The 12,965-nt window shown below is 65.4% G+C and carries 10 protein-coding genes; 8 read left to right on the forward strand and 2 right to left on the reverse strand.

Annotation, left to right across the window (positions count from 1 at the left end):
* The first annotated feature begins 108 nt into the window (after positions 1–108).
* From C1H84_RS11850 to C1H84_RS11865, 4 genes are all read left to right on the forward strand, one after another.
* Positions 109–2,313 carry a transglycosylase domain-containing protein gene (locus C1H84_RS11850; RefSeq protein ID WP_231735913.1) on the forward strand — a complete coding sequence of 735 codons (2,205 nt, stop codon included), beginning with the start codon at positions 109–111 and terminating at the stop codon, positions 2,311–2,313.
* Positions 2,314–2,426: 113 nt separating this feature from the next.
* A complete protein-coding gene (locus C1H84_RS11855) occupies positions 2,427–3,380 on the forward strand; it encodes a metallophosphoesterase (RefSeq protein WP_113607489.1) in 954 nt (317 codons plus the stop codon).
* A 161-nt stretch (positions 3,381–3,541) separates the two neighbouring features.
* Positions 3,542–5,377, forward strand: coding sequence for an ABC transporter ATP-binding protein (locus tag C1H84_RS11860; protein WP_113607490.1), 1,836 nt, complete (start codon positions 3,542–3,544; stop codon positions 5,375–5,377).
* Positions 5,374–7,182 (forward strand): ABC transporter ATP-binding protein, encoded by a 1,809-nt coding sequence (locus C1H84_RS11865; RefSeq protein ID WP_113607491.1) that lies wholly within the window; start codon positions 5,374–5,376, stop codon positions 7,180–7,182. Before C1H84_RS11860 ends, C1H84_RS11865 begins: the two co-directional genes overlap by 4 nt.
* Before the next feature lie 83 nt (positions 7,183–7,265).
* Here the strand turns inward: C1H84_RS11865 and C1H84_RS11870 are convergent, their stop codons facing one another.
* Both C1H84_RS11870 and purD read right to left on the reverse strand, forming a co-directional pair.
* Positions 7,266–8,171 (reverse strand): phosphoribosylaminoimidazolesuccinocarboxamide synthase, encoded by a 906-nt coding sequence (locus C1H84_RS11870; RefSeq protein WP_047119853.1) that lies wholly within the window; start codon positions 8,169–8,171, stop codon positions 7,266–7,268.
* Positions 8,172–8,185: 14 nt separating this feature from the next.
* Positions 8,186–9,472 carry a phosphoribosylamine--glycine ligase gene (gene purD / locus C1H84_RS11875; protein ID WP_047119854.1) on the reverse strand — a complete coding sequence of 429 codons (1,287 nt, stop codon included), beginning with the start codon at positions 9,470–9,472 and terminating at the stop codon, positions 8,186–8,188.
* Between the two features lie 98 nt (positions 9,473–9,570).
* Here purD and C1H84_RS11880 point away from each other — a divergent pair, with 98 nt between their 5' ends.
* From C1H84_RS11880 to purF, 4 genes are all read left to right on the forward strand, one after another.
* Positions 9,571–10,554: an asparaginase gene (locus tag C1H84_RS11880; RefSeq protein ID WP_113607492.1), complete on the forward strand. Its 984-nt coding sequence runs from the start codon at positions 9,571–9,573 to the stop codon at positions 10,552–10,554.
* Positions 10,555–10,595: 41 nt separating this feature from the next.
* The gene (locus C1H84_RS11885) at positions 10,596–10,976 is read left to right on the forward strand and encodes a sterol carrier family protein (protein ID WP_047119855.1); all 381 of its coding nucleotides are present in this window, start codon (positions 10,596–10,598) and stop codon (positions 10,974–10,976) included.
* A 4-nt stretch (positions 10,977–10,980) separates the two neighbouring features.
* The gene (locus tag C1H84_RS11890) at positions 10,981–11,307 is read left to right on the forward strand and encodes a hypothetical protein (protein WP_047119856.1); all 327 of its coding nucleotides are present in this window, start codon (positions 10,981–10,983) and stop codon (positions 11,305–11,307) included.
* 104 nt (positions 11,308–11,411) lie between these two features.
* Entirely contained in the window at positions 11,412–12,935 is a 1,524-nt protein-coding gene (gene purF / locus C1H84_RS11895) for an amidophosphoribosyltransferase (protein ID WP_047119857.1), read from the forward strand.
* The last annotated feature ends 30 nt before the right edge of the window (positions 12,936–12,965 follow it).

A 12,965-nucleotide genomic window follows, 5' to 3' on the forward strand; every position in this document is an offset into this window, starting at 1 on the left:
GCTAAGAAGTCACCCTTTTTTGATACAGCTACCACTCTGGGCAAAATCGTCGCATTCTTCGGAATCAGTGCTCTGTGTGGTGTGCTCGCCGCCGGCATGATTGTGCCCGTGGCAGCTATCGCAAAATCCGGCTTGACCACCGGTAACAACATTGTGAGCGCGCTTCCGAGCTCGTTCGAGGCACTCCCGATTTCGGAGCCTTCGACGATCGTGGATGCCGAGGGCAAGGAAATCGCGAAGTTCTACGAGCAGAACCGCCAGCCGGTGAAACTTGATGACATTTCGCCCTTCATGCGCAAGGCAATCGTCTCGGTGGAGGACGAACGTTTCTACGAGCACAAGGGCATCGACCCGCAGGGCATCGCCCGTGCAGTGGTCGGCAACCTCACGGGTTCCTCGCGCTCGGGTGCTTCGACCCTGACCCAGCAGTACGTGAACAACCTGCTGGTGAACAACCAGGAACTGACAGGTTCCGAGGAAAGCACCATCAGCGGCCAGAAGGACTACGCGGACAAGATCCGCGAGCTGAAGTACGCCGTGTCCATCGAGAAGGAAATGTCCAAGGACGAGATCCTCGAGGGCTACCTGAATCTGGTGCTGTTCTCGGGCCGCGAGTATGGGGTGCAGGCTGCCGCACAGTACTTCTACTCCGTTGACGCCAAGGACCTGAACCTCCAGCAGTCGGCAATGCTCGCCGGCATGGTGCAGCTGCCCAACGTCTACAACCCGATCAACAATCCGGAGCGTTCGCTGGATCGCCGCAACAAGGTGCTGGGCAATATGCTGCGCGCCGGCGCGATCACCAAGGCCGAATACGACAAGGCCGTCAAGAGCGATCTGGAGCTGGATCCGAGCCGCTCCCCTTCGGGCTGCATCGCCGCGGCTGACAACGCCTACTTCTGCGACTACGTCACCAACTTGATCCTCACCGACGACGCCTACGGCGAGACCAAGCAGGACCGCGAAAACCTGCTGTACCGCGGCGGTTTGACCATCAAGACCACGCTGAACAGCAAGCTGAACAAGAAGGCTGCCAAGGACGCACGCAAGGCCATCGATCCGAAGGCCAAGTCGAACAAGGACGTTTTCTCCTCGATCGTTTCGGTTGAGCCGGGAACCGGCAACATCCTGACCATGGCGCAGAACACCACGTACGACCCATCCGGCGGCTTGGGAAACACCGTGATCAACTTCGCCGTGGAACGTTCGCTCGGCGGCGCCGGCGGCTTCCAGGGCGGTTCCACCATGAAGCCTTACACCACGCTCGCGTGGCTCAAGGAAGGCCACAACATGTGGGACACGATCAATGCCCGCAAGCAGACTTTCCCTGTTGGTTACAAGTTCAAGGCATCCTGCCTTCCCGGAGGAACCACCACCGTCGGCGCCCCGTGGGAACCTAAGAACGCTTCGCGTGGCTTCTACCGCTCGATGAAGGTCGACTACGGCCTGTACTGGTCGATCAACTCCGCGACCGTGCAGGAAGCTGCCAAGCTCGACCTGTGCAACATCACCGACTACATCAACGCGCTGGGTGTGAAAGCCCAGGACGCGGGCGAGAACGGCACCCCGGCCGACTTCACCCCGTCCAACCCGTCGTTCATCATCGGTTCCGAGAAGATCACCCCGCTGAGCCAGGCCGCAGCCTTCGCGGCATTCGCCAACAAGGGCGAGTTCTGCGAACCGCGTGCACTGACCTCGGTCACCGACCGCGACGGCAACTCGTACAAGGTCAAGAAGACCACCTGCAGCCAAGCCGTTGAGGAGCAGCACGTCAGCGACCTGAACGGCACCCTTTCGCGGATCGCCAAGACCCGTGTGGCCAAGGGAAGCATCGACGTCCCGATCGCCGGCAAGACCGGTACGAACAACGGCGCGACCTCCACCTGGTTCGTCGGCTACACCAGCGGCATTTCCACCGCTTCGTGGGTCGGCCGACTGAAGGGCCAGGGCGAGGACCGCGAGGAAAACTTGATGCACGGCGCCATGATCAACGACCAGCGTGCACCATCCATGGTTGACTCCTCGACCTATGCCGCACCGCTGTGGCTGGACTTCATGCAGGAAGCCGTTTACGACTACCCGCACGAATCCCTCGGCTCGGCACGCAAGGCCCCGGTTGTGAAGAAGAAGGAGCCTGCCGAGGATTCCACGGAAGACTCGAAGTCTGATTCGAAGGAAGACTCGAAGTCCGATTCCAAGAAGGAATCGAGCTCGGAGTCGAAGTCGGATGAAAAGGAATCCAAGAAGGAGTCCAAGTCGGAGTCCAAGGAATCCAAGTCCGATTCCGAGAAAGAATCAAAATCTGATGACTAGCTTGTAGCTGAGAAGGCCGCGTTCAACTTTGGTTGAACGCGGCCCTTCGGTTTAGATTGGCTTATTGAAGGCTTTGTGGAAAGCCGTATTGAAAGGACGATGACGGACAGGTCATGGCGGAACAGAAAAACTTTGCATCGGCATTGGGCCATGCTGCCGGCACCGCGGCCCTGCTGGCCGCCGGAGCGCTGGCTGCAGGCGGAGCCCTCATCGGTTACGGCATGTACGAGACCCAGAAGTTCGGGGTCCGCCGCGAGACCTTGAAGGTGCTCCCCCGAGGCTCCGCCGACATCCGCATCCTGCATCTGTCCGACATCCACATGATTCCTGGACAGCACCTGAAGACCGGATGGATCCGGAACCTTGCCAGGCTGAACCCCGATTACATCATCAACACCGGCGACAACCTCAGTCACCTGGACGGCGTGCCCGACCTGCTGCACGCGCTGGAGCCGCTGATGCATGTGCCCGGCGCCTTCGTTCCAGGCTCCAACTGCTATTTCGCTCCCCGGCCGAAGAACCCGCTGCGCTACCTGATCCGGCACACCGGCACCCCGAACCCTTCGGAACGCGACGCGTTGCCCTTCGAGAAGATGCACCGGGCTTTCGGAGCGGCCGGATGGATCAACATGTCCAACCAGGCCTACTCGACCGTGCTGAAGGGCATCCGTCTGGACCTGACCGGCGTGGACGACCCGCACATCGCGCGCGACCATTTCGCCGGCTGGACCCGCGGCTCCTCCACCAGCAACGAGGCGCCGCATGTTCGCATCGCCCTGACCCACGCCCCGTACCAGCGGGTCCTGGACCAGTTCACCGCGGCAAACGCCGACGTCATCTTTGCCGGCCACACCCATGGCGGCCAGGTCTGCATCCCGGGCTATGGGGCTCTGGTGTCCAACTGCGACCTGCCGACCTGGCGCGCCCGCGGCCTGACCTACTGGGAGCACGCAGGCAATAGCGTGCCATTGAATGTCTCGGCCGGCCTGGGGCATTCCCGCTTCGCCCCGATCCGCATCGCCTGCCCGCCGGAAGCCGTGCTGGTAACGCTGACCGCCCGAGACTAACCTCCTCGAATCCTGATGGCTTCGTGCCTGCCGCATTGTTGCGCGACAGGCGCGAAGCCATTTTTTCGTCCTATGTGAAACATTCACTTCTCAATCCCGTGAATGATTGAATTCTCCCAACTAGTGACTGTAGTCTGTAGCTCTGTCGAAAATCTGGGTGAATGCGGGGAATCGTGGCGCAGGGCAAGAACGGTGGAACCGCCGAGGTCGTTCCGCTGTCAAAAACATTGAAAAGACTCGCACCCTTCGTCAAACCGGTACTGCCCCGGCTCATCGGCGGATTCTTCTGCGCGCTGGGCGCGGGTATCGTGGCGCTGGCCATTCCGCAGGTCCTGGCCAAGCTGGTCAACGACGTCCTCGCGGTCGACGGCGCCTCCGGGCAGGTCTGGTTTGCCGTCGGCATCATCACCCTGCTCGGCTTCGTCGAAGCGCTGCTGATCTTCCTGCGCCGCCAGTTCGTGCTCAACCCCGCCGCAGGCGTTGAAATGAACATGCGTGTGGGGTTCTTCCAGCACCTGCAGCGCCTGCCGGTCGCCTTCCATGAACGCTGGGGCTCCGGGCAGCTGCTCTCGCGCAGCATGTCGGACCTGTCGCTGCTGCGCCGCTGGATCGCCTTCGGCGCCATGATGCTGATCGTGGACACCGTCACCGTGATCACCGGCCTGGTGCTGATGTTCACCCACTCCTGGACCCTTGGCCTGCTGTTCCTGCTCGGTTCCATCCCGATCGCCATCAAGGCCTACCGCTTCCGCAACGACTTCCGCGCCGCCAGCAGGCTCAGCCAGGACCAGGCCGGCGACCTGGCCACCGCCGTGGAGGAATCCGTGCACGGCATCCGCGTGATCAAGGCCTTCGGCCGCGGGCGCGACATCTACGAGGGATTCAACGAGCAGGCCAAGTCGCTGCAGGAAACCGAGCTGTCCAAAGCCAGGACGCTGGCCAGCTTCCTGCTCACCGTGGTCGCCATCCCGGAAACCATCCTCGGCATCGGGCTGATCATCGGCATCGCCCAAGTGGCCGCCGGCACGCTGAGCGTGGGCTCGCTGGTCGCCTTCTTTGCCATCGCCGCGGTCATCGCCATTCCGGTGGAAGCCATGGGCATGCTGCTGGGCATGACGCTGAGCACCAAAACGGCGCTGGAACGTCATTTCGAGGTCATGGATTCGGTCAACGACATCACTTCCCCTGAAGCGCCGGTGCGGCCGGCGCAATACACCGGTGCGGTGCAGCTGGAGCACGTCCGCTTCGCCTACCCGGACGACGCGGGCCGCGCCCGTCCGATTCTGGCGGAGATCAACCTCGAGATCCGCCCCGGGGAAACCATGGCGCTGGTGGGCATCACCGGCTCGGGCAAGTCCACGCTGCTGAACCTTGTCCCCCGGCTGCACGACACGACCGCCGGCACGGTGAAAGTGCACGGGGTCGACGTGCGCGACTGGGACCTTGACGAGCTGCGTACCGAGGTCGCGGTGGCCTTCGAGGACACCACGCTGTTCTCCACCACCATCCGGGACAACGTGCTCATGGGCGCGCCCGGCGACCTGACGGCCGAACAGCGCGAAGCGCTGCTGGCCGAAGCGCTGGATGTCGCGCAGGCGCAGTTCGCCTACCAGCTGGCCGACGGGGTGGACACGCTGATCGGCGAGGAGGGCCTGTCCCTTTCCGGCGGGCAGCGCCAGCGCATCGCCCTGGCCCGCGCCATCGCGGCCCGCCCGCGGGTGCTGGTGCTCGACGACCCGCTCTCGGCGCTGGATGTGCGCACCGAGGAAGCTGTCACCGCACGGCTGCGCAGCGTCCTGTCCGGAACCACCACGCTGGTGGTGGCGCACCGTCCCTCCACCGTGATGCTGGCCGACCGCGTGGCGCTGCTGCGCGACGGGCGCATCGACGCGGTGGGAAGCCACGCGAACCTGCTGAGCACCAACGAACACTACCGCTATGTCATCGCCAGCCTGGACGAGAACGAGCCCGAGATCCGATCGGAGGTCGTCCGATGAGCAGGCCCCTGGGCGTCGCCAACGAAGACACCGTCAAGCTCACCGGCGCCGAGCGCAAGGACGTGCGCCGGCGTTCCTTCCGCCTGCTCGCCACGCTGGCGCTGCCGCAGAAGAAGCTATTCATCCTGACCATCGTGCTGGTGCTGTTCACCAATGCGGCCCGCGTGCTGCTGCCGGTGCTCATCGCGCTGACCATCGACTGGACGCTGCCGCAGGTGCGCCAGGGCAACTGGGCCTCGCTGGGGGTCACCGGCGGGGCCTATATCCTCTGCGCCATCCTAGCCGGCGTGCTGCTGTCCTGGTACATCAAGTGCGCCGCGAGGATCTCCCAGGCCATGCTGCTGGACCTGCGCCAGAAGGTCTTCCGCCACACCCAGCGCCTGAGCCTGGAATTCCACGAGAGCTACACCTCCGGGCGCATCATCTCCCGCCAGACCTCCGACCTGGAGACCCTGCGCGAGCTGCTGGACCAGGGTGTCTCCGAGCTGGCCTCCTCCTGCGTGTTCATCATCTTCACGCTGATCTCCATCTTCGCGCTGGACTGGCGCTCGGGCGTGGTGGTCTGCATCGCGGCGGTGCCGGTGGCCGTCCTGTTCCACTGGTACCAGAGCCGCTCCGAGGTGCTCTACCGCGAATCCCGCGTGGTCTCCGCCAAGGTGATCTCCACCTTCGTGGAAACCATGACCGGCATCCGCGCGGTCAAGGCCTTCCGCCGCGAACGCGCCAACGACGCGAACTACGCGGATATCGCCGGGGCGTACCGGGACAACAACGTGCGTTCCTTCAACCTCTTCGGCGTGCTGCAGCCGGGGCTGGTGCTGATCGGCAACCTGACGGTTGCCGCGCTGCTTGCCTATGGAGGATTCCGCATCATCGACGGAACCTTGGCCGTGGGCGTCTTGGTCGCGATCCTGTTGGCCGCCAAGCGCGTCTTCCAGCCCATGGACGAGATCGCCATGTTCTACTCCTCGCTGCAGTCCGCCACCGCGGCTCTGGAGAAGGTCTCCGGCCTGCTCGAAGAGGAGCCCACGGTCCGCGAGCCGCGCTCCCCTCGCAGCATCGAACGCGTCCGCGGCGAACTGGTCTTCCGGGACGCGGTGTTCGGCTACGGCGACGGGCCGGTGGTCATGGACCGCTTCGACCTGGCGATCGAAGCCGGGCAGACCGTGGCAGTGGTCGGCCAGACCGGTGCCGGCAAGTCGACGCTGGCCAAGCTGATCGCCCGCTTCTACGACTTACGCTCCGGTAGCCTGGAGCTGGATTCGGTGCCGATCAGCGAGCTGTCCAACGAGGAGCTGCGCCGGCATGTGGTGATGGTGACCCAGGAGGCGTTCTTGTTCTCCGGCACCGTGGCTGAGAACATCGCGCTGGGGCGTCCGGGCGCTTCGCTGGAGGAAATCCACGACGCGGCGCGGGCCGTGGGAGCGCACGAGTTCATCCTGGACCTGCCCGACGGCTACGACACCGACGTGAACAAGCGCGGCGGCCGCGTCTCGGCCGGACAGCGGCAGCTGCTCTCCTTCGCCCGGGCGTTCCTGGCCGACCCGGCGGTGCTGATCCTCGACGAGGCCACCAGCTCGCTGGACATCCCCTCCGAACGCGCGGTGCAGCATGGTCTGCAGACCCTGCTGGGCAACCGCACGGCGCTGATCATCGCCCACCGGCTGTCCACCGTGCAGATCGCCGACCGGGTGCTGGTGGTGCACGACGGAAAGATCGTGGAGGACGGCAGCCCGGAGGAACTGATCGCCGCCGAGGGCCGCTTCGCGGTCCTGCACAAGGCCTGGCTGGACTCGCTGGTATAGCAAGACGCAACGAAGGCCCGCTGGAATGGGAGAACCCCGCACACCGAAGTGTGCGGGGTTCTCTTGGTAGGCGTCTGGGCAAACTAGGCGGTGAAGGTGCGCCCGGTCAGCCGCTCGTACGCCTCGATGTAGCGCGCGCGGGTCTTCTCGATGATTTCAGCGGGAAGCGCCGGAGGCTGCTGGCCCGAGGTCTTGTCCCAGCCCGAAGCCTGCGAGGTCAGCCAGTCGCGGACGAACTGCTTGTCGAAGCTTGCCTGGGCCTGGCCCGGCGCGTAGGACTGCGCGTCCCAGAAGCGCGAGGAATCCGGGGTCAGCACCTCGTCGCCCAAGGTGATCTGGCCGGTGGCCGGATCCGCGCCGAACTCTACCTTGGTGTCGGCCAGGATGATGCCGCGCTCGCGCGCGATCTTCTCGGCCTGCTCGTAGAGCGCCACGGTCTTCTCGCGCAGCGCCTCGGCCACCTGGGTGCCTACGCGGTCCACGGTCTGCTCGAACGAGATGTTCTCGTCATGCTCGCCCACTTCGGCCTTGGCCGAGGGGGTGAACAGCGCCGGCTCAAGGCGCGAGCCATCCACCAGGCCTGCCGGTAGCGGCAGCTCGCAGACGGTCGAGGACACCTTGTACTCGGCCAGGCCGGAACCGGTCAGGTAGCCGCGGGCGATGCACTCGATCGGGTACATCTCCAGCTTCTTGCAGACCATTGCGCGCCCCGCCACCTCGGCCGGGACCTCGGTGGAGATCACGTGGTTGGCGAAGTCGCCCAGCTGCTCGAACCACCACAGGCTCAGCTGCGTGAGCACCTTGCCCTTGTCCGGGATTTCGCTGGTCAGCACGAAATCGTAGGCGCTGATGCGGTCGGAGGCCACCACCAGCACGCGGTCGGTGTCCTGGAAGCTGACGCCCGCCGGAACGTAGAGGTCGCGCACCTTGCCCGAGTAGAAGTGGTCCCAACCCTCAAGGGCGAGCACGTCGGTCTGGAATCCTGCCATGAATCTGTAGTCCTCTACTTGCTTTCGTTTGCCACGACGATCTCGCCGCGTTCTGCCTTCAGTGCGATGTCGCTGCGCGACTGGGCACCGGGCCAGCTGATTTCCGCCACGCCGGCATACGCCGCAGCACGGGCCGCCGACAGGTCTTCGCCCAGGCCGACCACCGCCAGCACGCGGCCGCCGGCCACGGTGATGTTGCCCTGCTCGTCGCTGGCGGTGCCTGCGTGCATGACATGCACGTTGTCGATGGCGTTGGCCGCGTCCAGGCCGGCGATTACCGCACCCTTGACCGGGGTGTCCGGGTAGTTCTCCGCGGCGATGACCACGTCCACCGCGGTCTGCTTGGACCACACCAGCTGCTCGGTGTCATCCAGCTTGCCTCGGGCCGCGGCCAGCAGTACGCCGCCCAGCGGGGTCTTCAGGCGGGCCAGCACTGCCTGGGTCTCCGGGTCGCCGAAGCGGGCGTTGAACTCGATGACGCGGATGCCGCGCTTGGTGATGGCCAGGCCGCAGTAGAGCACGCCGGTGAACGGGGTGCCGCGCTTTTCCATCTCGCGCAGGGTCGGGTAGGCCACGCGTTCCATGACCTCGTCCACGAAGCCTTCCGGCAGCCATTCGAGCGGCGAGTACGCGCCCATGCCACCGGTGTTCGGACCTTCGTCATTGTCGAAGATGCGCTTGAAGTCCTGGGCCGGAGACAGCGGCACCGCGTGCAGCCCGTCGCAGATGACGAACAGGGACACTTCCGGGCCGTCCAGGAATTCCTCGATGACCACGGTGCCTCCGGCCGCGAAGCAGGCCTCGGCGTGGGCCAGCGCTTCGGCGCGGTCGGAGGTGACTACCACGCCCTTGCCGGCCGCCAGCCCGTCGTCCTTGACGACGTAGGGCGCGCCGAACTCGTCCAGCGCGCGGGCGGCTTCATCGGTGTTCGTGGCGACGTGCGCCATGGCGGTCGGCACCTGGGCGGCGGCCATGACGTCCTTGGCGAAGGCCTTGGAAGCTTCCAGCTGCGCCGCGGCCTTGGTCGGACCGAAGACCGGGATGCCCGCGGCGATCAGCGCGTCGGCCACACCGGCTGCCAGCGGGGCTTCCGGGCCGACTACCACCAGGTCGCTGGCCAGTTCGCGGGCCAGGGCGAGCACTGCTGCCGGATCCTGGGCGTCGATCGCGTGGGTGGTGACGTCCTGCGCCATGCCGGCGTTGCCGGGCGCGCAATGGACCTCGTTGACGTAGGGGTCTGCACTCAGTGCTCGGACAATTGCATGTTCGCGGCCGCCTGGGCCAATAACCAGTACCTTCACATGCCAAAGTTTACCGGAGATCCCCGCTCCCCCAGGCGTGTGTGACCGCGCGATGCCACACATCCCCAGTGGCGGGTCCAGGGCCTAGACTGGCAGGCATGGAACTTGGCCTTGAGTTGTCCGACTGCGCCGAACTGGTGCGCATCACCCGCAATAAAGTGGTTGAATCCCGCCATCTCGGGGTAGCCGTGGTGCTGGACCCCTCCGGGCAGGTGGCGGCCGTGCTGGGCAAGCCGCAGGCACGGATCTTCCCGCGCTCCGCGCTCAAGCCCTTCCAGACCATCGGCTCGCTGCGCGCCGGCGCGCAACTCTCATCCCAGGGTACCGCTTTAGCCTGCGCCAGCCACCTGGGCACCTTCCGGCACCAGCGCATCGCCGAGCAGACGCTGGAAGCCGCGGGGCTGGGCACAACCGACCTGCAGTGCCCCAGTTCCTGGCCGGGCGACTCCGCGACCCGGGATGCAATGAATCGCCAAGGCCTGGGGCCTGGCAGGCTGGCATTCAACTGCTCGGGCAAGCATGCTGCCTTCCTGAATGCCGCGGTTCACGCCGGCGAACCAACCGGCTCATATCTCTCCCCCGGCCACCCGGTGCAGCGCGCGGCGCTGGATGCCATGGAGGAATTCTGCGGACCGATCAGCTTCGTCGGGATCGACGGCTGCGGCGCTCCGGCCCCGCAAATGTCGCTGTTGTCCCTGGCCCGGGGATTCGGCCGGCTCGTTTCTTCCACGGACCCCCAGGCCGAGCAGGTGGTGCAGTCAATCCGCGAGAATCCGTGGGCCATCCGCGGCGAAGGGTCGGCCAACACCCTGGTGATCGAGCGCACCGGCATCATCGCCAAGCTCGGCGCCGAGGGCGTGCTGGCCATGGGAACCCCGGGCGGATACAGCGTGGCGCTGAAAATGCTCGACGGTTCCTCGCGCGGCACCGACCTGCTGGCACTGGACCTGCTGGCCTCCGCCGGAGCACTGGGCAAGGAGGAGCACCGGCAGCTTCGCGCAGCGCTGGCGCCGGCCGCCTCGACACCCGGGGCGCGCGCGGCTGGACTAGAGTTGGCAGGTAGGGATTTCTCCGGAAACTGAATCATGACGCCTCACCGTCATCAAGCGAAGGGGCCTGGCACATGGCCATCAAACGGCGCATCAACGACACCGACGGGCGCTCCGCGCTCAGGGAATGGGTTAATTCGTTGCAAGCCGAAGCTTCCTTGCCCCGCCCGGTGCTGGCCACCGCGGTGCGTTTCACCCTAGAGGAGCTCGCCTCGCGGGCCGAGGGCAACTCGGTGGAAGTCAGGGTGCCGCCCTTCGGTGTGACTCAGTGCATACCCGGGCCCCGGCACACCCGCGGGACCCCTCCGAATGTGGTCGAAATGCCAGCCGATCTATGGCTTCGCCTGGCAACAGGGAAGCTCGTCTGGGCGCAGGCCCTGCAAAGTGGGCAATTGCACGCCTCTGGACTTAGGGCAGACTTGTCGGCACATCTTCCCCTGATTGAGTACCCTTAAAGGTATGGAGCAACACCCCGCCACCCCGTCGTCTGCCGATCAGCCCATCGAAGTCCAGGTTCACGCATCACCGAAGTTCTGGCCTTTCGTCTTGACGTTCCTCGTCATAGGCGCGTTGGTTGGACTGATTGTCGGCCTGGTTGGGGAGCCGTCCGAGGAATATTCACGTGCATCGGCCTCCGGGTTCTTTGCCATGTTCTGCGGCGGCTTGGGCGTCGGTATCGGCGCCGTGGTCTACGTGATCGTTGATCGCGTGACCATGCGCAAATCCAGCAATCATCTGGCGGTTCCCCTGGCCGAGGACACCGACTCCAGCGGACCACAAGGCTAGGGCGCCCTTCCCCTTCCCAGGAAGGCAGGCGGCCGCGCACCTGGCCGCCACCCACCACATATTTGGTCGGTGTCGACCTCTGAGAAACATGAGAGAATAATTACATGGCGCGTGGCGATGGATTTCTAAATCACGACCTCCTTCCGGGCGAGAAGGGGCCGCAGGATGAATGCGGCGTCTTCGGCGTCTGGGCTCCGGGTGAAGAAGTCGCGAAGCTGACCTATTACGGTCTTTATGCACTGCAGCACCGAGGCCAGGAATCCGCTGGCATCGCAACCTCTGATGGTGCACGCATCAACGTCTACAAGGACATGGGCCTCGTCTCCCAGGTCTTCGACGAGAACACCCTGAACTCCATGACCGGCCAGCTGGCCATCGGCCACTGCCGCTACTCCACCACCGGCTCCAGCCACTGGGCCAACGCGCAGCCGACCCTGGGCCCGACCACCACTGGCACCGTGGCCCTGGCCCACAACGGCAACCTCACCAACTCGGCAGATCTGGCGGACATGGTCCGCGCCAAGCAGCTCGCCGAAGGCGGCAAGGTCCGCGGCGAGCTCGCCCAGGGCAACACCACCGACACCGCGCTGGTCACCGCGCTGCTGGCCGGTTCCGAAGGCCAGAGCCTGGAAGACACCGCCCTGGAGCTGCTGCCGAAGATCGAAGGCGCCTTCTGCTTCGTCTTCATGGACGAGGACACCCTCTACGCAGCCCGCGACCCGCACGGCATCCGCCCGCTGGTGCTCGGCCGTCTGGACCGCGGCTGGGTTGTCGCCTCCGAGCAGCCCGCCCTGGCCACCGTGGGCGCCTCGTTCATCCGCGAGATCGAGCCGGGCGAAATGATCGCCATCGACGAGAACGGCGTGCGCTCCACCCGCTTCGCCGAAGCCACCCCCAAGGGCTGCGTCTTCGAGTACGTGTACCTGGCCCGCCCGGATGCCACCATCGCCGGCCGTTCGGTCTACGAATCGCGGGTGGAGATGGGCCGCCAGCTGGCCCGCGAGAACTCCGCCGAGGCTGACATCGTGATCCCGGTTCCGGAATCCGGCACCCCGGCGGCCATCGGCTACGCCGAGGAATCCGGCATCCCGTTCACCCACGGCTTCGTGAAGAACGCCTACGTGGGCCGCACCTTCATCCAGCCGTCGCAGACCCTGCGCCAGCTGGGCATCAAGCTCAAGCTCAACGCCCTGGAGACCGTGCTGCGCGGCAAGCGCGTGGTAGTGGTGGACGACTCGATCGTGCGCGGCAACACCCAGCGCGCCGTGGTGCGCATGCTGCGCGAGGCCGGCGCGGCCGAGGTTCATGTGAAGATCTCCTCCCCTCCGGTGAAGTGGCCCTGCTTCTACGGCATCGACTTCGCCACCCGCGCGGAGCTGATCGCCAACGGCGCCGCCGTGGAGGAAATCGGCAAGTCGATTGGCGCGGACTCGCTGGCCTACATCTCCGAGGACGGCATGATCGAGGCCACCCGCCAGCCGCGCGAGCGCCTGTGCACCGCCTGCTTCACCGGCGACTACCCGATCGCCCTGCCGGATGCCACCCGCCGCGGCAAGAACCTGCTGGAAGCCGCCAACCAGGCCGGCTGCGAGCCGGGCCCGGACTCCGAGCTCGAAGTCACCCTCTAGCCCACGCCCACCCACGTAACCCACCTCGTT

It is taken from the genome of Glutamicibacter soli, from assembly GCF_003309065.1.
GTDB lineage: Bacteria > Actinomycetota > Actinomycetes > Actinomycetales > Micrococcaceae > Glutamicibacter > Glutamicibacter soli.

What these genes read in the sequence shown, in the direction of transcription:
- purF (WP_047119857.1), top strand. Translation starts at nt 11,412, where the DNA reads ATGGCGCGTGGCGATGGATTTCTAAATCACGACCTCCTTCCGGGCGAG.
- C1H84_RS11870 (WP_047119853.1), bottom strand. Translation starts at nt 8,171, where the DNA reads ATGGCAGGATTCCAGACCGACGTGCTCGCCCTTGAGGGTTGGGACCAC.
- C1H84_RS11890 (WP_047119856.1), top strand. Translation starts at nt 10,981, where the DNA reads ATGGAGCAACACCCCGCCACCCCGTCGTCTGCCGATCAGCCCATCGAA.
- C1H84_RS11860 (WP_113607490.1), top strand. Translation starts at nt 3,542, where the DNA reads ATGCGGGGAATCGTGGCGCAGGGCAAGAACGGTGGAACCGCCGAGGTC.
- C1H84_RS11865 (WP_113607491.1), top strand. Translation starts at nt 5,374, where the DNA reads ATGAGCAGGCCCCTGGGCGTCGCCAACGAAGACACCGTCAAGCTCACC.
- C1H84_RS11880 (WP_113607492.1), top strand. Translation starts at nt 9,571, where the DNA reads ATGGAACTTGGCCTTGAGTTGTCCGACTGCGCCGAACTGGTGCGCATC.
- C1H84_RS11885 (WP_047119855.1), top strand. Translation starts at nt 10,596, where the DNA reads ATGGCCATCAAACGGCGCATCAACGACACCGACGGGCGCTCCGCGCTC.
- C1H84_RS11855 (WP_113607489.1), top strand. Translation starts at nt 2,427, where the DNA reads ATGGCGGAACAGAAAAACTTTGCATCGGCATTGGGCCATGCTGCCGGC.